The organism is Ruegeria sp. CK3, from assembly GCF_056536565.1.
Map to the genome: position 1 here is coordinate 13,249 of NZ_JBQFPV010000002.1, position 20,617 is coordinate 33,865.

Annotated in this window: 19 protein-coding genes and 1 pseudogene; 15 read left to right on the top strand and 5 right to left on the bottom strand. The window is 55.7% G+C overall.

The genetic code is table 11. The features are described from left to right. Window positions 1–3 precede the first annotated feature (3 nt). Window positions 4–444 (bottom strand): homoprotocatechuate degradation operon regulator HpaR, encoded by a 441-nt coding sequence (gene hpaR, locus ACR0C3_RS02340; protein WP_170556492.1) that lies wholly within the window; start codon window positions 442–444, stop codon window positions 4–6. Window positions 445–549: 105 nt separating this feature from the next. Here hpaR and ACR0C3_RS02345 point away from each other — a divergent pair, with 105 nt between their 5' ends. The 10 genes and pseudogenes from ACR0C3_RS02345 to ACR0C3_RS02390 all read left to right on the top strand — a co-directional run bounded on the left by ACR0C3_RS02345 (window position 550) and on the right by ACR0C3_RS02390 (window position 10,621). Further along, window positions 550–948: a 5-carboxymethyl-2-hydroxymuconate Delta-isomerase gene (locus ACR0C3_RS02345; RefSeq protein WP_480756957.1), complete on the top strand. Its 399-nt coding sequence runs from the start codon at window positions 550–552 to the stop codon at window positions 946–948. A 3-nt stretch (window positions 949–951) separates the two neighbouring features. Then, window positions 952–2,460, top strand: a complete 1,509-nt coding sequence (gene hpaE / locus ACR0C3_RS02350; RefSeq protein WP_480756958.1) for a 5-carboxymethyl-2-hydroxymuconate semialdehyde dehydrogenase — start codon at window positions 952–954, stop codon at window positions 2,458–2,460. A gap of 155 nt (window positions 2,461–2,615) precedes the next feature. Beyond that, window positions 2,616–3,458 (top strand): 3,4-dihydroxyphenylacetate 2,3-dioxygenase, encoded by an 843-nt coding sequence (gene hpaD / locus ACR0C3_RS02355; RefSeq protein WP_170380896.1) that lies wholly within the window; start codon window positions 2,616–2,618, stop codon window positions 3,456–3,458. Between the two features lie 24 nt (window positions 3,459–3,482). Next, window positions 3,483–4,964 (top strand): NAD-dependent succinate-semialdehyde dehydrogenase, encoded by a 1,482-nt coding sequence (locus ACR0C3_RS02360; RefSeq protein ID WP_480756959.1) that lies wholly within the window; start codon window positions 3,483–3,485, stop codon window positions 4,962–4,964. Between the two features lie 3 nt (window positions 4,965–4,967). Next, entirely contained in the window at window positions 4,968–6,365 is a 1,398-nt protein-coding gene (locus ACR0C3_RS02365) for a pyridoxal phosphate-dependent decarboxylase family protein (protein WP_480756960.1), read from the top strand. After that, complete coding sequence (locus ACR0C3_RS02370) at window positions 6,362–7,216, top strand: fumarylacetoacetate hydrolase family protein (protein WP_480756961.1); 855 nt, start codon at window positions 6,362–6,364, stop codon at window positions 7,214–7,216. The genes ACR0C3_RS02365 and ACR0C3_RS02370 overlap by 4 nt, the downstream gene beginning before the upstream one ends. Beyond that, the gene (gene hpaH, locus ACR0C3_RS02375) at window positions 7,213–8,013 is read left to right on the top strand and encodes a 2-oxo-hept-4-ene-1,7-dioate hydratase (protein WP_480756962.1); all 801 of its coding nucleotides are present in this window, start codon (window positions 7,213–7,215) and stop codon (window positions 8,011–8,013) included. The genes ACR0C3_RS02370 and hpaH overlap by 4 nt, the downstream gene beginning before the upstream one ends. Before the next feature lie 14 nt (window positions 8,014–8,027). Next, window positions 8,028–9,083, top strand: coding sequence for an aldolase/citrate lyase family protein (locus tag ACR0C3_RS02380; protein ID WP_480756963.1), 1,056 nt, complete (start codon window positions 8,028–8,030; stop codon window positions 9,081–9,083). Window positions 9,084–9,096: 13 nt separating this feature from the next. Beyond that, a complete protein-coding gene (locus tag ACR0C3_RS02385; RefSeq protein ID WP_480756964.1) occupies window positions 9,097–9,837 on the top strand; it encodes a metallophosphoesterase family protein in 741 nt (246 codons plus the stop codon). Between the two features lie 119 nt (window positions 9,838–9,956). Further along, window positions 9,957–10,621: pseudogene (locus ACR0C3_RS02390) on the top strand (IS6 family transposase). 170 nt (window positions 10,622–10,791) lie between these two features. On the opposite strand, the gene ACR0C3_RS02395 reads toward ACR0C3_RS02390, so the two are convergent. The 3 genes from ACR0C3_RS02395 to ACR0C3_RS02405 form a co-directional block, all read right to left on the bottom strand. Then, window positions 10,792–11,154: a nuclear transport factor 2 family protein gene (locus ACR0C3_RS02395; protein ID WP_170718326.1), complete on the bottom strand. Its 363-nt coding sequence runs from the start codon at window positions 11,152–11,154 to the stop codon at window positions 10,792–10,794. A gap of 332 nt (window positions 11,155–11,486) precedes the next feature. Continuing rightward, on the bottom strand, window positions 11,487–11,927 hold the full coding sequence (locus ACR0C3_RS02400; protein ID WP_480756965.1) for a hypothetical protein: 441 nt from the start codon (window positions 11,925–11,927) through the stop codon (window positions 11,487–11,489). A 997-nt stretch (window positions 11,928–12,924) separates the two neighbouring features. Then, window positions 12,925–14,520: a GMC family oxidoreductase gene (locus ACR0C3_RS02405; RefSeq protein ID WP_480756966.1), complete on the bottom strand. Its 1,596-nt coding sequence runs from the start codon at window positions 14,518–14,520 to the stop codon at window positions 12,925–12,927. Window positions 14,521–14,628: 108 nt separating this feature from the next. On the opposite strand from ACR0C3_RS02405, the gene ACR0C3_RS02410 reads away from it, so the two are divergent. From ACR0C3_RS02410 to ACR0C3_RS02425, 4 genes are all read left to right on the top strand, one after another. Continuing rightward, on the top strand, window positions 14,629–15,867 hold the full coding sequence (locus ACR0C3_RS02410; protein WP_170380876.1) for a TRAP transporter substrate-binding protein: 1,239 nt from the start codon (window positions 14,629–14,631) through the stop codon (window positions 15,865–15,867). 69 nt (window positions 15,868–15,936) lie between these two features. Continuing rightward, window positions 15,937–16,602, top strand: a complete 666-nt coding sequence (locus ACR0C3_RS02415) for a TRAP transporter small permease (protein WP_480756967.1) — start codon at window positions 15,937–15,939, stop codon at window positions 16,600–16,602. Then, complete coding sequence (locus tag ACR0C3_RS02420; RefSeq protein WP_480756969.1) at window positions 16,602–17,960, top strand: TRAP transporter large permease; 1,359 nt, start codon at window positions 16,602–16,604, stop codon at window positions 17,958–17,960. The genes ACR0C3_RS02415 and ACR0C3_RS02420 overlap by 1 nt, the downstream gene beginning before the upstream one ends. An 11-nt stretch (window positions 17,961–17,971) precedes the next feature. After that, window positions 17,972–18,751: an IclR family transcriptional regulator gene (locus tag ACR0C3_RS02425; RefSeq protein WP_480756970.1), complete on the top strand. Its 780-nt coding sequence runs from the start codon at window positions 17,972–17,974 to the stop codon at window positions 18,749–18,751. Between the two features lie 535 nt (window positions 18,752–19,286). Here ACR0C3_RS02425 and ACR0C3_RS02430 read toward each other — a convergent pair. After that, window positions 19,287–19,529 (bottom strand): MerR family transcriptional regulator, encoded by a 243-nt coding sequence (locus ACR0C3_RS02430; RefSeq protein ID WP_480756971.1) that lies wholly within the window; start codon window positions 19,527–19,529, stop codon window positions 19,287–19,289. Between the two features lie 180 nt (window positions 19,530–19,709). Between ACR0C3_RS02430 and ACR0C3_RS02435 the strand changes: the two genes are divergently transcribed. Next, window positions 19,710–20,603 carry an NAD(P)-dependent oxidoreductase gene (locus ACR0C3_RS02435; protein WP_480756972.1) on the top strand — a complete coding sequence of 298 codons (894 nt, stop codon included), beginning with the start codon at window positions 19,710–19,712 and terminating at the stop codon, window positions 20,601–20,603. The last annotated feature ends 14 nt before the right edge of the window (window positions 20,604–20,617 follow it).

Below are 20,617 nucleotides of genomic sequence, written 5' to 3' on the forward strand. Positions count from 1 at the left end.
GGGTCAGACTTTAACCGCCTGCAACTCTTCAAGCAGGTCCAGCAGTTGGTTCAGCTTCTCGCGGCCCATCTGCGACTCGATATTGTTTGAGATCGCCAGCGACGTGGCAAGGTTGTCTTCCAGAACCGCGCGGCCGGCATCGGTGATCCGAACCATGGTGCGGCGCTTGTCTTGTTTGTCCTGGCGACGGGTGATCTGGCCATCGGTCTCCATGGTGCGCAGAATGCGAGTGAGACTGGGCAGAAGCAGGCAGGCCTCGTGGGCAATTGCGCTTTGCTCAACCTCGCCCAGCTCGTCCAAAACCCTCAGGATGCGCCACTTCTGTTCGGTGAGCTGAATGTCATGAAGCATGTCCCGGATCGGTGCCATGACGGTTTCCCGTGCGCGCAACAGCGCAATCGGAAGAGATCGGGCGGTACTTTTTGTATGGCTTTGCGTGGTCATGCGGCTTTCTAAATTGCCGATTCCGAAATTGCAAAGATTAACAAGGCAAGTTCTTGACAGCATGATTGTAAAAAAGTAAACATGTTAACCAATAAGGGAGGGCACATGCCGCATTTTCAAGTCGAGTATTCCGGGAACCTAGAGGACAAGGTCGACATGGATGGCTTGTGTGAGTGCATCCGAGCAAGGGCTGCTGAGATTGATACCTTTCCGATGCCGGGAATTCGTGTCCGCGCTGTGCGGGTCGATCATTTTGCAATTGCAGACGGTAATCCGGCGCATGGCTTTATCGATATCTCGATCCGCCTGCGCGCCGGTCGGTCCGACGACGTAAAACAGGATGCCACGCAGCGTATTTTTGAGGCGGTCAAAGCGTATCTTGCACCTGCCTTCGAACATCATTCGATCGCGCTCTCGCTTGAGATGCGCGACATCGACCCGAAGCTTTCGCCCAAGACTGGTACGATCCGCGATCACCTTGGCGCCACCACGCAGGAGACCTGACCCATGAGCGTACTGGACACAAACATCGAGAAACTTGCGGGCTTTCTAGCGCGGTTCAAACAGACGGGTATCAAAAATCGTATCGCTGGCGAGGATGTTGCTGGTTCCGCTGGCGTATTTCAGTCTACCTCGCCAGTCGACAAGTCTGTGATATGCTATGTTGCACACGGTACAGCAGATGACATCGACGCCGCGGCCAAAGCAGCCCATGCCGCCTTTGCCGACTGGCGCGACATGCCTGCCACCGAACGCCGCCGCATTTTGCTTAACGTGGCCGATGCCATCGAAGCACGTGCCGAGGAAATCGCGCTGTGCGAATGCTGGGACACGGGTCAGACCCTGCGATTTATGTCCAAGGCGGCTCTGCGCGGAGCCGAGAACTTTCGCTATTTTGCAGATCAGGTTGTGCAGGCGCGCGACGGTCAACATCTGAAATCGCCGACCCTGATGAATGTCACCACCCGCGTGCCGATTGGTCCGGTTGGCGTGATCACCCCGTGGAACACGCCGTTCATGCTGTCGACCTGGAAGATCGCGCCCGCTCTGGCTGCAGGCTGCACCGTGGTTCACAAACCCGCCGAGGATTCGCCCCTGTCAGCCCGCTTGCTAGTCGAAATCGCCGAAGAGGCCGGATTGCCCAAAGGTGTACTGAACACTGTGAACGGCTTTGGCCCCGACGCGGGCAAGGCGCTGACCGAGCACCCGCTGATCAAGGCCATCGCCTTTGTTGGCGAAAGCCGCACAGGTAGCATCATCACAAAACAGGGCGCGGACACGCTGAAGCGGATGCACCTGGAGCTCGGCGGCAAGAACCCGGTCATCGTGTTCGACGATGCCGAACTGGACCGCGCTTTGGATGCCGTGATCTTCATGATCTATTCAATCAACGGCGAGCGCTGTACCTCGTCCTCGCGCTTGCTGGTGCAGGACAGCATCAAGGAAGATTTCGAGGCCAAGCTGATCGAACGTGTGAACAACATCAAGGTTGGCCACCCTCTGGATCCGGCAACCGAAATCGGTCCGCTGGTGACGGAAGAGCACTACAACAAGGTGACCAGTTATTTCGACATCGCCAAAGAGGACGGCGCGACAGTCGCAGCCGGTGGTATCAAGCTGGGCGACGAAGGGTACTTCATCCGTCCGACCCTCTTCACCAATGCCACCAACCAAATGCGCATCGCGCGCGAGGAGATCTTTGGTCCTGTCCTGACCTCGATCCCGTTCTCGACCGAAGAAGAAGCACTGCAGATGGCCAATGACACGCCTTATGGTCTGACCGGCTATGTCTGGACCAACGACCTGACGCGGGCGCTGCGCTTTACCGACAAGCTTGAAGCCGGAATGATCTGGGTGAACTCGGAAAACGTACGCCACCTGCCGACGCCCTTTGGTGGCGTCAAAGCGTCCGGAATCGGGCGCGACGGCGGCGACTGGTCGTTCGAGTTTTATATGGAACAAAAGCACATTGGCTTTGCAACCGGTCAACACAAGATCATGCAATTGGGGAAGTAAAGTAGCGGCACTGTCCCCATTAGGCGGGGACAAAGCTAGGATAGACAAAACGCGCACAAAACTGGTCCGGCACTTTCCGCTTACTGCAGGACCGAACGATGTCAGGTAGCTTCAACTTCAGTTGCCAGGCGTTACAAAGGCGAGGAGGAACTGCCATGGGAAAGATTGTACAGGCCGCGAAGATAACGCATGTGCCAAGCATCTGGATGTCCCACACGATGCCGAAATACAAAGGCATCCGCCAACCTGCCATCGACGGCTATGCGCGTCTTCGTCAGGATGCGATCGACCGCAAAGTCGATACATTTGTCATTTTTGACACGCACTGGATCACCAATCAGGGGTTCCACCTGAACACGAAGGAGCACCATAAGGGCCGTTTCATCAGTCATGAACTGCCGCACATGTTGGCGGATATGGAGTTTGACTATCGCGGCGATCACGAGCTTGGGGAAACCATCCTTGACGTTCTGCGTGAACGTGGCGAACGGGCCTTGGGGCATTCGCATCCCGATATGGGAATGGAATACGGCACCTTGCTGCCGATGCACTTCATCAATGAAGGCGTGAATGCGCGGGTTTTGCCCGTGGCGGTCAATCAATTCTCGTCCATCGCTGAAAATAGGGTCTGGGGTGAAGCCATTGCCGAAGGCATCCGACGCTCGGACCGGAACGTCTCGATCCTGGCCTCGGGATCGTTGAGTCACGACTTCACCCCCAATGAACGCTCGGTCGACGGTCTGAATTCGGTAAACGGCGAATTCAATCGCCAAATGGACATGCGCGTTCTGGACCTTTGGGAACAGGGCCGCTTCGAAGAGTTCCTCGAACTTCTGCCCGACTACGCCAAGAAATGCGCGGGTGAGTGCGCCATGAACGATACTGCCTTGCTGTTCGGCGCCCTTGGATGGGGCAGCTATAAAGGCAAGATCGACATCTACACCCCTTATTTCGGTAGCTCCGGGACCGGGCAGGCCAATGTCAGCTTCTCGGTCTAAAACCGGAAACACAGGGAAATTCGAATGACTGAACTGCGTCTTAGCGATCCCAGTCTGCTTGCCGAAAGGGCGCGGGTCGGGTCCAGATGGGTTGATGCCTCAGACGATGAGCGCGCGATCGAAGTGGTAAACCCGGCGACGGGTGAGGTGATCGGGCGTGTGCCCAATCTGGGTGCTGCCGAGACGGTCGAGGCGATTGCCGATGCGCAGCGCGCGCAGAAAGACTGGGCCAAACGTACCGCGAAAGAGCGCAGCCAAATCTTACGTCGCTGGTATGATCTGATGATGGAAAACCAGGATGATCTGGGTGCCATTCTAACCGCCGAACAGGGTAAGCCTTTGGCCGAAGCGAAGGGCGAGATCGCCTATGGCGCCAGCTTCATCGAGTGGTTCGCCGAAGAGGCCCGCCGGGCATACGGCGATGTCACACCCGGCCATGCGCCGGACAAGCGGATCATTACTGTCAAGCAACCCATCGGCGTTGTCGCCGCGATTACACCTTGGAACTTTCCCAACGCCATGATCACCCGTAAGGCCGGCCCGGCTTTTGCTGCGGGTTGCTCAATGGTGTTGAAACCGGCCAGCCAAACGCCGTTCTCGGCCATCGCACTGGCCGTTCTCGCCGAACGCGCGGGGCTGCCCGCAGGGTTGTTCTCGGTCATTACCGGTTCGGCGCGGGAGATTGGTGGAGAGATGACCTCAAGCCCGATCGTGCAAAAGCTGACCTTCACCGGCTCGACTGAGATCGGCGCGATGCTTTATGCGCAATGCGCGCCGACGATCAAGAAGCTAGGGTTGGAGCTGGGTGGCAATGCGCCGTTCATTGTATTCGACGATGCTGATCTGGACGCCGCCGTCGAAGGCGCTGTGATCGCGAAATTTCGCAACAATGGACAGACCTGCGTATGTGCAAACCGCATCTATGTGCAGGCCGGGGTCTACGACGCCTTCGCTGAAATGCTAGCTGAAAAAGTTGCGACACTGCCGACCGGCAATGGGTTCGATGAAGGTATCATCTTTGGCCCTCTGATCGACCAAGCCGCCGTGGAAAAGGTCGCCGAACATATCGGTGACGCGACTTCGAAGGGGGCCAAAGTCGCTCTTGGGGGTAAACCCCACACACTCGGTGGTACATTCTTTGAACCCACCATTCTGACCGATGTGACCTCGGATATGGCGGTGGCGACCGAAGAAACTTTTGGCCCCGTCGCTCCCTTGTTCAAATTCGAAACCGAAAGCGAGGTTGTCGCCGCTTCCAATGATACCGAATTCGGCTTGACCTCGTATTTCTATTCTCGCGACGTGGCGCGTGTCTGGCGCGTATCCGAGGCTTTGGAGTACGGGATGGTCGGTGTGAACACCGGTCTGATCTCAACGGCAGAGGCTCCGTTCGGCGGTGTCAAAATGTCGGGTCTTGGACGCGAGGGATCTCGATATGGCCTCGATGATTTTATGGAGTTGAAGTACATCTGCATGGGCGGAATTTCCCCTTCTGAGGAGGCTTAGTGTATGAATTGGGACGAATTTTCTCACTGGGGGCAGCAAATCTCCAACTGGGCTGCTGACTACCACAAGACTTTGGCGGATCGGCCTGTTCGGGCGCAGGCCGCGCCAGGCGATATCGCCGCGCAGCTTGAAATTTCTCCCCCGGAATCTGGTGAGCCGATGGAGGCCATCATGGCCGATTTTGAGCGTATCGTGATGCCCGGGATCACTCACTGGCAGCACCCTCGGTTCTTTGCGTATTTCCCGGCGAATGCCGCCCCGCCTTCGATGCTGGCCGAGATGTTGGTGACCACCATCGCCGCGCAATGCATGCTCTGGCAAACCGCACCCGCAGCGACTGAGGTCGAAGGCGTTATGGTGGACTGGCTGCGACAAGCGCTAGGTCTGCCGGATGGAATGACCGGTGTCATTCAGGACAGCGCGTCTTCGGCGACTTTGTCTGCCGTTCTGACGATGCGCGAACGCGCCACTGGATACACAGGCAATCGCCAGGGGCTGAACACCAAAGGGGCGCTGCGGATCTACTGCTCAGACCAGGTGCATTCCTCGATTGACCGTGCTTGTTGGGTTGCTGGAATCGGCCAGGATAACTTGATCAAGCTGCCAACACAGGGACCGACCTACGCGATTGACGTCGTCGCGCTTGAGGCCGCTATCCGCGATGAAATCGAAGTCGGTCATGTGCCAGCCGGGATCATTGCGATCACCGGCGGCACGGGCGTTGGGGCCTGTGATGATCTGGAGGTTGTGGCTGACATCGCGCAGAAATACGACCTTTATACCCATCTCGACGCGGCTTGGGCCGGGTCTGCAATGATCTGCCCCGAATTCCGAGAGGCCCTGTGGGGCGGGGCTGATCGCTATGACAGCATTGTGTTCAATCCACACAAATGGATGGGCGCTCAGTTCGATTGTGCCATCCAGTTTCTGCATGACGCCGGGCCGCAGCTCAACACGCTGAAGATCGAACCTGAATACCTCAAGACCACCGGTGCCGAGGTAACGAACTATTCGGAATGGACGATTCCGTTGGGACGTCGGTTCCGCGCGCTGAAGATTTGGTTCCTGTTACGCTCTTACGGGTTGGACGGTCTGCGCACACGAATCCGAAATCACGTCGTGTGGGCCAATGAGGTGGCCGAGAAGATCGGCGCGATGGAGGGGTTCGTGATCACGACTGGGCCGATACTCAGCCTGTTCTCTTTCCGTTGCCCGGGTGACGATGCGATGCAGCAGCGTCTGGTTGATGCGCTGAATGATGACGGCCGGATTTATCTGACCCAAGGCATGTTTGATGGTCGCAAGATAATTCGTTTTCAGGTCGGACAATTCGATACAACACGCGACGATGTGCTGATGGCAGCAGACGTTATTCGTGAGGTTTGGGAGACACTTAAATGAAATTCGCAACCTTCTCTGCCGATGGGCAGACTTTTTTTGGTGCGATCACGGACGTCGGCGCAATTGCGTTGAATGATGCTTTCCCAGATCATGCGAGCCTTTATGAGGTAATCGCTGCTGGAGCGTTTGATCAACTGGCAGCAGCCGCCAATAGTAGGGACGTGACCCACACGGATTTCACCTACGAGATGGTGATGCCCGATGTCCGCCGCATCCTGTGCGTCGGCGTTAACTTCCCAGATCGCAACGCCGAATACAAAGACGGCAGCGCGCAGCCTAAATACATGTCACTGTTCCCACGTTTCGCAAGCGGCTTCACCGGCCACAACCGCCCTCTGATCCGTCCGCCGGAAAACCACACATTGGACTACGAAGGCGAAGTGGCGATTATCATCGGCAAGACTGGACGTCGGATTTCCCAGGAGGACGCCTACGACCATATCGCAGCCCTGACGCTGTGTAATGAGGGTACGATCCGTGACTGGGTGCGCCACGCCAAGTTCAACGTTACGCAAGGCAAGAATTGGGATAATACGGGTGCTATCGGCCCGTGGCTGGTGCCGTTCACCGACGCCGCGCAACTGGACGATGCGCGTATTCAGACCCACGTGAACGGCGAATTGCGTCAGGACGACACCCTGAACCGCATGATGTTCCCGATCCGGCGCGAAATCGAATACATCTCGACCTTTATGACCCTGCAGCTGGGCGACATCATTGTCACCGGAACGCCGACCGGGGCAGGGGCGCGGTTTGATCCTCCGAAATACCTGGCTCCGGGTGACGTGGTTGAGGTGTCTGTCGAGGGCATCGGTACGCTGCGCAACACAGTTGAGGACGAACAGCAATGACGCCCGAAGATCATGCCCACGCAGCTGCTGATCTGCTGAGCGCGGAACGGACTGGAGAGCAGATTGGCCTGCTAACACTGCGCCACCCCGAGATGGGCATGGACGACGCCTACGAGGTGCAAAACGCCATCTATCGCCAGAAACTAGCCGAGGGGCGCAAGGTGATTGGCTGGAAGATCGGTTTGACCTCGAAAGCGATGCAATATGCGCTGAACATCGACATTCCGGACAGTGGCATCCTGTTTGACGACATGGCCTTTGAACACGGTGGAACGGTCCCGGCGGGTCGTTTCATCCAGCCGCGCATCGAAGCCGAGATCGCCTTTGTGATGAAGTCTGCCGTTGGAGGCGAGAACGTCACGCGCGAGGATATCATCGCTGCCACAGACTATGTAGCGCCCTCCATTGAAATCCTCGATACGCGTATTCAACGTGTGGATCCCGCGTCCGGCAAAGCTCGCACCGTATTCGACACGATCAGTGACAATGCGGCTAATGCAGGTATCGTGCTGGGCGCGGAACGGCACGCCGTGGATGCTTTTGATCTCCGCTGGGTCGGTGCGCTGACCTTCCGCAATGGCGAAATCGAGGAAACCGGCCTGGGCGCGGGCGTTCTGAACGATCCGGTCGAAAGCGTTGTCTGGCTGGCCCGCCGCATGGCGCAATACGGACAATACATCGAACCCGGTCAAATCATCCTGTCCGGCAGCTTTATCCGCCCGGTCGAGTGCCCGACTGGGACTGAAATCCATGCCGATTTCGGGCCATTTGGCTCGGTCGATATCAATTTCGCCTGAAAGGAAAGCCGCATATGCCTGCGCCAAAGAATACGTTCAAAGCCGCTCTCAAGGCGGGGCAGCCGCAGATCGGCTGCTGGATCGGGATGGCCAACGCCTATACGGCCGAGATCGCAGCAACCGCGCAGTTCGACTGGCTGCTGGTTGACGGTGAACACGCGCCGAATGATTTGCGCTCGATCCTCGAACAGGTGCAGGTGATCGAAGGATCAGGTAGCACTCCGGTCGCGCGCCTGCCGATAGGCGAAACCTGGATGATCAAGCAGTATTTGGACGCGGGCGTGCAGAACCTCTTGGTGCCCATGGTCGAAAGCGGGGATCACGCGCGTGAGTTGGTTCGGGCTGTGCAATACCCACCGCATGGCGTGCGGGGCGTGGGATCGGCACTGGCGCGGGCCTCGCGGTTTTCGGCCATCCCGGACTACCTGAAAACGGCGGACGAGCAGATTTGCCTGCTGGTGCAGGTCGAAAACCAAAAAGGTATGGCTGCGTTGGACGATATTCTGGCCACCGATGTGGATGGGGTGTTCATCGGCCCATCCGATCTGGCCGCCGATATGGGCCATCTCGGCAATGCCGGTCACCCCGATGTGGTCGCGGCCGTTTTAGTCGCGCTCGCCCGCATCGTGGCGGCGGGCAAGGCGGCGGGTATCCTGACCCTTGATCCGGCGATGCAGCGCAAATGCCTGGATCTGGGGGTCACATTCATGGCCACCAATATCGACGTGACCCTATTTGCAACTTCGATGCGCAACGCCGCCGAAGTCGGGCTGGGCCTGCTGCCGGATCAGACCGCCTCGGGCGTTACGGAAACCGCAGCGGCCAGCAAATATCTGCAGCAGCTGTGTAAACACTGGTCGCACAAGGCCGAGGTGTTTTTTGACGAAACGAAGGGAAGCGTGGCCTTTGCGGATGGCGACAGCGTGACCCTTGAAGCGAATGACGACAGTCTGACAATTAACGCTGCGACCGGCCCGCGCGGGGACTTGGAGCAGTGGAAAGGCGTGATCGAAGCCCATCTGGTGCGTTTTGCCTTTCGGGAAGAGCTCTGTATCCATTGGTCTGAGTAAGAGCGCCTAAAAAATGCCAGAACCTATCTATGCCATTGGTGACATCCACGGTCAGTCGCACATGCTAGAGGACGCGCTTGCCCGCATCGAAAAGGACGGCGGGCCTGATGCGCAAATCGTCTTTATCGGCGACTACACGGATCGCGGCGCCCACAGTCGGCAGGTTCTCGATCTATTGGTGAAAGGACAGTCCGAAGGCAGAAACTGGACATTCCTGCGCGGCAACCACGATCAGATGTGCGCAATGTTTCTTGAGGACTACCCGCGAAACGACGCCCGTCTATTGGTCGGGTATCATTGGCTGCATCCTCGGATAGGCGGGGTTGAAACGTTAAAATCCTACGGCGTTGAGGTCAGCGAAGGGGATCGAACATATCAGGTCCATGCCCAGGCCAAAGCCGCAGTGCCGCAGCCCCATATCGATTTTCTGGCAGGTCTGTTGCCCTACTACCTGCACAACGACGTGCTGTTCGTCCATGCAGGCATACAGCCCGGCATCCCCTTGCATCGTCAGGACCCCGACGACCTGATCTGGATCCGAGACGAGTTTCTGGACTGTCCGGACCCCCACCCGTGGCTGGTTGTTCACGGCCATTCCCACGTCGGCAGCCCAGAACACCATGGAAACCGTGTGAACATCGATACCGGGGCGGGATATGGCAAACCTCTGACGGTTGCGGTTTTCGAAGGATCGAAGTGTTGGCTGTTGCACGACGAGGGGCGCAAGCCCCTGACTTACATTGGCTCCCTATAGGTTTCGGTAAACCAGAAGGTCTTGTCACAAGAACTTTGCTTGAGCGGAGCAGGGCGGTTGCATAGCATTTAGGAATGACTAAACCTGCCTCCTTCAAATACTTCTAAACCAGCCCCGAGATCATCCGCCTGGCGGTGATGCTGTACATCAGGTTTCCACTCTCGCTTCGCAATGTCGAAGATCTGCTTCATGAGCGAGGCACTGATGTGAGCCACTAAACTGTCCGATAAAGGTGGAACAGGTTCGGTCCGATGTTTGCGTGAGAGATCCGAAGAAAACCGGTTCAGCAACTCCGAGATTTTTTCAAAGTGGAGGTGGCACGTGGACTAGGTTTTCGTGAAGGTGAATGGCAAACGCCACTATCTCTGGCGTGCCGTCGATCACGAAGTTGAAGTGCTGGAAGCCGTTGTCACTAAACGCCGGAACAAAGCTGCAGCACTGAAATTCCTCAAGAAATTGATGAAGCCACACAAAAAAAGCGGAAAACGTTGTCATGGATCGCTTCGCATCGTATCGGCCCGCTCTCCTAGATCTTGGTGCTTCCGAAGAACAGCAGACGGGCAGGTGGTTCAATAACTGCGTAGAGAATTCGCACCTGCGGTTTCGCCGACGCGAACGCGCCATGCAGCGTTTCAGGCGCGTGAGAAGTCTGCAGAAATTCGCCTCCATCCACTCTTCCGTCTACAACCACTTCAGCCAAGAAAGATCGCTTGCCAGCAGAGATACCTTCAGGCTGACGCGTTCCTCCGCTCCCGCCGAGTGGCGCGAACTTGGTTCGGCATAAAGGGCAGTTTTACTGGTCTAGCTGAGATTGGTTCGAATTTGCCTGACAGCACCGCTACTCACGCCCGCTTCACATCAGTTGTCTTCACTGATCTGGAATTGCGATGCGATTCCAGTGAGTTGGCGATTGCGTTGTCAATCAGAGACGGGGCAAACCGCAATCTCTGAGCGTCATGCGTCGAAGTTCCAGATGTCGCGCTGAACCTTCCAGCCGTCGTTGCCTTTTCGAAAGTAAAGAACGTACTTCCCAGCAAGTTCTTGCCCGCCCATTGAACCTGTGAGAGTCCCCATCGTAACTGCAAAATCGCCACTGACATGAGCTGCTGTCGGATTGGCCAAAACGTTCTCCAAGCCCCCGTCAATTGCCGCCTGCCAATACTCTCGAATGGCAGCATGGCCAGACATTGTAGGAGCACCAGGTGGCATTAGGGCTCCATCCTCGGCGTAAGCCGCTGTCGCCATACCCGCGTCTTTAGCATTTATTCCTTCAATGATGGACGCGTCGAGCGCCTTTACACTTTCAACATCCGACATTTTCTCCTCCTAAGTTTACCCGGTGGTGTTGTCAGACTATCACAATAGCCTGTCTCGATGTTCACCTTCGTATGTGCGTGAAAAATACTTAAGTTTGGGAAAGCCAATTGTCGCTGCTTGGGCCGTCTTGACGCTTTAGGTAAGGCGTTTGATGGATGGTAGCTGAATCCGCAAAGCAGACATTAATCGCAGATACAGCGAAGGTCCACTTTGAACCAAAGCGGACCTTCCATTCCGCTTCCAACGATCAAACCTGCTCTACCTTATAACGCACCAGCACGAGACGATGTATCCATATACCCTAAGTCTGCGGAGTGCTCATGCCAGGATGTTTACCGATACGGAGTTACGTCAATCTTTGTCGCTGGGTTCAAATCATCGTTCGGGTCCGTAAACACGCCTTCTGGAAAGGACACTGAGATAGGCCGATCTGTCGTGTCCATGCAAAGCATGTGATTGTTGTCCCCGTCACCCAGGTTAGCCAACGCGAGCGGCTTCACTTCACGACGGGTCCCATCGGGTGCCTCGACGGTGATAGTGTATAGATCGCGTTCTGCCTCACCTGGTTCGCTGCCATCCTTAAGCGTCACACCCCCTTCCCACGTCACACGGACCGCCTGAACGACACCGTCCGTCGGGCAGAGGCTACCCCTTACGCGACGCGGGCCCAAAGTGCCGACTAATGTCCAGTCCCCCACGACTTCGGCCAAAACAAGCGATGGTCCGTCTTCTAAGGGTATTACCGATGCACTAGCTCCCTGAAAATCAAGCATGCCGTCGATCGACTGCAAATGCCCGACAACGTCAACTCTAACCGGTGGGTCGGTTTCGGCGGGTCCCAATTGCCCTATCAAAAGAACCGTGCGCAACTCCCCAGGGTCTGTAGCTGGGAGAACAGACGCGCAGTGCATCTTCCCCGATGCGCCTGACCGCGTTGTGACTTTAAAATCCCCGGCCTGCATAGTCGCGATGTCTATCTCAGTAGAAAAGATCACGGGCATTCCGGTGTTGCCCTCAGACCCCCTGCAAATCACATTTGAGACGCGTGGAAGTGCGTCAAGCCCATGGAAGGCCGAGAGGAGTTTAGCGGATTGGCCGTTCACTTCTCTAGGCAGGCCAGCATCTGGCGTCGTATCAATGAGGTCGCGATTGGATATGTTGTCAGTCCACGACCCCGGTCCATAAATAATGAACCAAACAACTCCGGCGCTGATTGCCACCGTCACACCTAGCAAGCCGGCGATGATGGTCCGCTTCGAAATGCCCTTGATCACACAAGTTACCTCTGCAAGTTGTGGGTCGAGGATTCAATTCTTACCGTAAGCTTCATGTCCAAAGAAGAAGAGTCTGTTAAGAAACCACAAGCGTAGCGAAGCAAGCTCAATGGGTAGCGAGAATTTACTCGTCTAAGCTTCAGTTGGGCAGAACCATCGTCAATAGCGTCGACCGTATCTACACAACTGAACGGCCTGAAAATGGCAGCTTCGTCCGCGCTATTGATTTTCAATACAAGCCCGGCGCAGGGCAGGCTCGTGCCACCGAACGGAGTTGCCAAGTGGATCAATTATCCTGCCAAGTTGGCGAACTACTGGAACACCGAGACTCCGGGCGTGAACTTACCTTTTCGGATCATATTGACCGGTTCAATCCCACTAAAAGCCTATGCGGCAAGGGTAATTGACTGGAGACCCAACGTCGGTTTTCTATTTTTCAGAGACAAGAGCAAACAGCCAAACCCAGGGATCAAACACCTTTCCCTCCATTTTTGGGTCACGCATCCGCCTGTATCAAGTCACTAGCCTTTTCTCCGATCATGATGGCTGGCGCATTGGTGTTACCGCTGACGATTTCCGGCATAATTGAGCAGTCTGCCACACGCAGGTTTGCTATACCGTGCACTTTTAGTTTTGCATCTACGACCGATGCTTCGGTGCTTCCCATCGCGCAAGTGCCGGTAGGATGATAGATGGACGCGGTGTTTGATCTTACCCAGTCCAGGGTGCCTTCATAGTCGTCGCAACTCAGCTGAGCCGTTGGTCGATATTCCTCTGAAATCTTCGAGGCCAAAGGATTATGCTTGGCTATTCTGCGGGCGATGTTCACCCCGTCAACAATGGTTCGGCAATCCGTTTCAGTGGACAGATAGTTCGGTATAATTTTGACATATTTAGATGGATCCGGGCCGTTCAAGCGTAGCTCCCCCCGGCTTTCAGGGCGCAGTTGGCAGACCGACATGGTGAAGGCTGAGAACGGATGAACGCCCTCGCCAGGGCTGTCGGCGGACCAGGGCTGAACGTGAAACTGGATATCGGGGGTTTCTACATCCTCGCGCGTTTTCATGAACCCGGTGGCAAGGCTGGCGGCCATGGTCATAGGACCTGCACGAAAAAGTGCGTATTTCAGGGCGATGCGCGCCTGATTGAACAGGCTGCGGACTTCGTCATTCAGTGTCGGTTCATTGCATTTGAACACTAATCGGGCCTGCAAGTGGTCCTGCAGCCCTTTGCCGACACCTGGTAGGGCGTGCAGCGGTTCGATGCCGTTTTCTTTCAGGTGGTCCGGGTCTCCGATCCCTGAAAGCATAAGTATCTGCGGCGAGTTTATCGCTCCGCTGGACAGAATGATTTCGCGCCGAACGGTCAGAGTTTTCTCTGCGCCAGAGCGATCCCGGTACACCAGGCCGGTTGCTTTCTTTCCCTCCAGAACCACGCGCGTTACGAGCGCATTTGTAATGATGTTTAGGTTTTGGCGATCCCGAATGGGTTTCAGATAGGCAACCGCAGCGCTGCACCGGCGGCCATTGCGGGTGGTCAGTTGGAAATACCCCACCCCCTCTTGTTCCGCGCCGTTGTAATCAGGGTTGAACGGATAGCCGGCCGCTTGCGCTGCGGCCACCCACGCGTCACAGATCGGGCGTTGAATACGCATATTGGATACGGACAAGGGCCCACCTACGCCATGGAACTCGTCTTCACCTCGCTCCTGGTCCTCGCAGCGCTTGAACAGTGGCAGGACATCGTCCCAGCCCCAGCCCTCATTGCCCATTTGCCGCCAACGATCGTAGTCTTCTTTCTGCCCACGCACGTAGAGCAAGCCGTTCAATGAGGATGACCCGCCCAGTACCTTGCCGCGTGGCCAGTCGATGGATCGACCGTTCAGACCAGGATCAGGTTCGGTGCGATAACACCAATCGACCGATGGGTTGTGCATGGTTTTGAAGTAGCCAACGGGGATGTGAATCCATGGATTGGTATCGCGGCCACCTGCCTCTAGCAGTGCAACGGTCGTGTTAGGATCAGCGCTCAGCCGGTTGGCAATGACGCAGCCCGAAGACCCGGCGCCCACAACCGCATAATCCACTTCCATGACTGCCTCCTCCTCACGCCGTCGAAAAAACCCTATGCAAGATGCAAGAAATATACTAGCCTTTTTTGATACAAAACGTCTCAATAATTGCGATCAGGGAGGTAAGCAATGGAGATCGGTAAGAAACTAAGTGGTATTTCGCGGCGGGATTTCTTCCGCGTGGCTGGCCGTTACGGTATGAGTTCAACTCTGCTGGCAGCGGGCGGGTTTGGAGGAGCGATGAGCTTGGCCAACCTGGCGCAAGCGGCTGAATCCACGTATGAAAAGCGGTTCTCAAAAGAGCCTAAGCACACGCTGAAATTTGGCGCATCAGGCTTTAATACTCGCAACCTTTTGATCGAACGCGCCGGGGCTATCGAATTCGCGCGCGATCTGGAAGAACGCACAGATGGTGAGATTCGGATCGAGTTCATCGGCGACAATCAGATCTGTGGTCAGCTCAGCTGTGTCGAAAAAACGCAGCAGGGAATCGTCGATATCTACGCTGCTTCGACCCAGAACTCGGCTGGTGGCGCGCCTTACTTGAACGTGCTGGACTACGCTTATATGTTCCCAAGCCGCGCGGCGCAGTACCATTTCTTCTACAGCCCTGCGAGCCAGCGCATTCTCCGCGACCCCCTGGAGAAACGACATGGGCTGAAGTTCTTGTTTACCCATTGCGAACTGCGCGGCCTACAAATGGGCTCGACCTTTGCGGACAAGCCCACAGTAACCAAACTGGAAGAGCTGTTCGGCACCAAGAACCGCGTTACCGGCACGCAGTTGGGCCGCATTGCAATGCAGTTGCTGAACCTGAACCCGGTTCCGGTGGCCTGGGAAGAGACACTGGACGCTCTGAAAACAGGCCTGATTGACGGGGCTGAAACTTGGGCCTCTGCCGTGGCTTACGCCAATATGGCACCCGTGGTTTCCCAGTCGGTGAACCTGAAGTTCTTCTGTGGCACCGAGCATACTTCTATGTCGGCAAAGGTCTTCGATAGCCTCGGCGGCGAGTTGCAGGACGCAGTGATGGAGTCTTCCTACTTCACTCAGGCGTTGATCCAAGGTGCGAATGAGGCCGCATTGTTGAATACTGTTGGCTTCTCGGAACCGCAGCTTCCCAACACGATCTTTGCCGAAAACGGTGTCCGCCCGGCCTTCCTGCCGGACGATCAGATCAAACTGGCCGAAGAGATGTGCGCCCCGAACTATAACCCTGAGCCTTGGGCGCAGTGGCGTGAGCGCCTGAACAAATGGGCAGGCGGCATAGATACGTATCAGGAAATCTACGACATCGCGCGTGAAATTCCGGCCGATACCCTGCCGGAAAACGTCGAGCCGCGCCGTTGGTGGATGGGCCAAGCCTGATAAGCTGATGTGAACCGGCCCTCAAACGGGCCGGTTCCAAAAAACACACCGACTGGGAGGACGGGGTACATGTCGTTATGGGCAGACATAGGCGCGATCTTCAGCGCCTTTCTCAGCCAGGATTCGTTCGAGATTCAATCCGCTCTGGAATCTGACGCTGCTTGGGTTCTGGGTGCAGTGGCCTCTGCACTTGGCGGGTTTCTGGTCATGCTGGTCTATCGAACGGTGCCCTTCATAGAACGCCATCTGGAACGATCGGTGATGGTTTATTCCTATCTTGCCATTGCACTGATCATCTTCTGGGGTGTGATCGACCGCTTCGTGTTTAACGATCAAGAGCCTTGGTCAACGACCATTCCACCACTTCTCTTCATGGTTATGGCGTGGTTCGGGGCGTCTTACAACGTACGCCTTCGCACGCATCTGAGTTTCAGTGAATTCCGCACCGCGATGCCGAGGGCAGGGCAACTTACTTGCCTGATCCTTGATGCGGTTCTGTGGTTTATCTTTGCGGTGATTGTCATTGTCACCACAACCCGACTGGTGGCCCTGTCTGCGTCAAATTTCCAGATCGTACTGGGTACCGACAACGTCATGCAGTGGTGGTTCCTTCTGGCTGCACCGCTGTCTTTCTTCTTGATGGTCGGGCGCGTGTTTCAAAACCTCGCGGATGATCTGCACAATTGGAAAACAGGCGAGCCGCTAATCAAGCAGGCCGTGATCGGAGCAGACTAATGACAGATGGAACCATGGTCACACTGATCTCGCTTGGGGTCACTTTTCTATTCATGCTGGGCGTACCGGTTCTCCTGGTCATCGGCTACTGGGTTATTGGTTGTTCGTTTGTCCTCGGCTTGACGCTCGACAATATGGGCGCCGAGTTGCTGAACGTCTTCAACAAAGGATTCGCCTTGCTGGCGATGCCGCTGTTCATCTTGACCGGAGACCTGATCAACAAGTCCGGCATCGCGAGGAGGCTCAGCGACTTCGCCTATGCCTGTCTGGGTTGGATACGCGGCGGGCTGGCGATGGCCTCTCTAGGGGCATGCGGGTTGTTTGCCGCTATCTCGGGTTCGAACTCGGCCACGACCGCCACCATTGGTTCCATGTTGCACCCGGAGATGGTCAAGGGCGGCTATGATGAGCGGTTCAGCGCAGCCACTGCGGCGGCGGGGGGCACGGTGGGGATCATCATTCCGCCTTCGATTATCTTCATCGTCTATGGTTTCCTGATGAACCTGCCGATTTCGGAGCTGTTCGTCGCGGGTATTCTGCCCGGTGCGTTGATGGTTTTTGGTATGCAGTTTGCCTGCTGGATCATCTGCCGAATGAACGGCTGGGGCCACTTGATCCCGCTGCAACTGAACCGGGTGCTGAAAACCGCGTTCGGCGCATGGCTGGGTTTCTTCGCCATCGGCCTGGTTCTGTGGGGCATCTACACGGGTAAGTTCTCACCCACCGAAGCGGCGGGTGTGACCGTTGGTTTCTGTGTGATCGCCGGGTTGGTCAGCTATCCGGTCAACCGGATCATGGGCGCACGGAACGATATTCCACCGACTGAAAAAAGCTACGCCGAGATGTTCGTGGTCGAAGGCTTTACAATCCCCGAGATCCCCTCAATTGTGATCCGGTCAGCTCAGATCACAGGTATCCTTGCCCCGCTTATCGCAATTTCAGTGGTGATGCAGCAAATCCTGTCGCTGCTGGGGGCGCAAGAAACCATTGGGAACTTTGTAACCTCAATGGGCGGCTACCACGCGGTTCTATTTACCTCGATGGTGATCGTCTTCTTTTCCGGTATGGTGCTGGAAAGCTTGCCGGTGACGATCATCCTTGCGCCAATCCTCGCGCCAATCGCGGCCTCGGTTGGGATAGATCCGATCCATTTCTCGGTGATCTTCCTGGTGGGCGCGTCTATCGGCTTTATCACTCCGCCCTACGGTTTGAACCTCTATGTGGCATCAGGCGTGACGGGTGTACCCTACTTCCGTCTCTTGCGATACACGGTGCCTTATCTGGTGGCTTTGCTGTCCGTATGGATATTGGTGTCGCTTGTGCCCGATCTGGCCTTGATCCTGCTGCCAAATAACTAGAATGTTGCGGGATGGCCGAGACGGAAACACAAGACAAAGAAACTCAGATCCCGACCAACCTGCGCCTTCTTCTCATCCTTGAGGAGGTGGCGCGGCGCGGGGTCGCCGTCAAACCATCGGACCTAATCGAGACATTGGGACTGGCCAAGCCCACAATCCACCGTCTGCTGCAAACCGCTGAGGCCGAAGGTTTCCTACAGCGAGATCTGGATGGCCGCTCATTTGGTCCTGGGCACCGGCTGAGGTCGCTTTCGGTCAATACAATGTCTTCCGAACACCTGCGCACGGCGCGTTTGGCAATCTTGCGCAGCGTCGCCGAAAACGTGGGTGAGACTTGTAACATAGCCATCCCAGACCGGGAAGGGATGATCTACCTCGACCGGGTTGAAACGAAATGGCCGCTACGCATTCAATTGCCAATCGGTACTCAGGTGCCCTTCCATTGCACTGCTAGCGGCAAAATGTACTTGTCTACCCTGCGTCAGAAGACGTTGGATGGGTTTCTCTCTGCAGGCAATTTACAACCGCGGACCGAACAATCCCTAACGAACCCCAAAGCACTACGCGAAGAAATCCGCGGAATCGCTGAGAGCGGTTACTCGACAGATGATGAGGAATTCATGGCTGGAATGACGGCCATCGCTGTGCCTATTCGTGATGGTCAAGGCAGATTAGTAGGCACACTTTCGGTACATGCCCCAACCCAACGCCACGACGTCAACAGCCTGCTATCCTTTCTGAACATCCTGCAAAAAGGAGCAGGCGAGCTTTCGGAAATGCTAGCTAACTGATTTCTACTCGCGGCTACGGTCAAAGATTTGGTCAAATCAGACAAAATATATTCTTTTCTAGCCGGCTCAAGAAATCAGCTATCCGAGCATTATCATCCGCCGCGATACGGTCATTCGGATCGCACAAATGGCAGGGCTATCGCTGGCATAAACTACGAGCGTGTTTGACGCTCTCCTGAAAGATCGTGCGATCTCGGGAAGCATTGGTTACATCGAAAGCGGATGTCTCGGCGTTGCTGAATGCCCGCTAACGAATGAAGATAACAAGCTTTCAGAGCTCGGGTCAGGCCTCCATTTATTTAGCACGGCCGACACGAATAGTTGGTCTAGAAACTCGAAATCGGTCGTTGAAGCACAAAGTGGGAAGGTCGCAAAGTCGGCACGGTGGACATCTGTTTCCGGTAACGAACGATCCCATCTAGCCCAAAGTTCTGTTGTGCAGTGCGCAATTTAGAAAGCATTGGGCAAGTAACTTTCTTGGTGTCGTAGTTGGCTGAAAGCTCGATAAATGCAGCTTCCAAGCGCCCAAGTTTGTCTATTCTAGAGCACACACTAAGGACGTGGAGTTCAGCCAGCTCTTCGACGGATCGGTAATTCGCGCCGTCGCCTTCGGAAAATTTTTTGCATCGGCTAGTGGAAAGCCCAAATTGCGGCAATTCTTGAGAAAGCGAAGCCTTCCAACATCGTACAGGCAATAAATTCGCCGACTATTCATTGCCCGTTCTAGTTTGGGCACGAGCCCTTCGCATTCATTGTAGCGGATCGTTTCAATGCCCACACCGCCTTGCCGGGATCCTTCCCCAATCGCAAAAGTGCGAGTTTTCCCGTCTTAATAATGTAGCTACTAAAGAAGCTATGCGTGACAATGTCACTTCGACAACGTCAACGAAGCCGTCATTGCGTTTGCATTCCGTACTGGTCCAAACTGATGCTCAGTAAGTGTTGAATGGAGACCTCGATGAGCGAAGAAACGATAGGATTTGTTGGTGTTGGCTTGATGGGTCAGGGTATGGCCGCAAATCTGCTAAAAGCAGGCTTCACAGTTAATGTGGTTGCTCATCGGAACCGTGGCCCTGTCGATGACTTAGTCGCTCAGGGTGCGACGGAGGCGGAAAACCTCGCTGGGCTTGCGGCAGTGTCCTCAGTTATCCATATTTGTGCACCCGGTTCACCTCAGGTCGAGGCAATTGTCGCGGCCATGATGCCAACCATGCAGGCCGGTAGCGTCATTGTGGATTGTTCCACGTCAGACCCGAATTCCACTATGGCACTCGCTAAAAAGTTAGCGCAGGCCGGTCACCATATGGCGGACGCGCCGTTGGGCGGGACACCCGTGCAGGCACAAAACGGAGAGCTGGCGACCATGGTCGGCGCTGACCCTGTTGTTTTTGAGCGGTTGAAGCCCGTTTTCGCAGCTTGGGCAAAGACCATCGTTCACATCGGCCCATGTGCTGCAGGGCACAAAATGAAGCTTCTGAATAACTTTCTTTCGCTGGGATACGCGGCGCTTTATTCGGAAGCGTTGGCACTGTCAGAAAAAGTCGGAATATCCACCCAAGAATTCGACTCAGTCATTCGTGGCAGCAGGATGGATTGCGGGTTTTATCAAACCTTCATGGGGTACGCCGTTGAAGGCAATCGAGAGTCTCACAAATTCACTCTGTCCAATGCTCTAAAAGATTTGCGTTACCTCGAAGCCATGGCAGATGAAGTGGGGCTGTCCAATCCAATCGGAAACGCCGCAAAAAACAGTTTTGCAATGGCGCTCGCCGCTGGAGGTGATGGGCCAAACGACTATGTTCCTCACCTTGTCGATTTCGTAGCTGCGAGAAACGGCGTATCCAAGGCGTAATTCTGGTCGCGTTG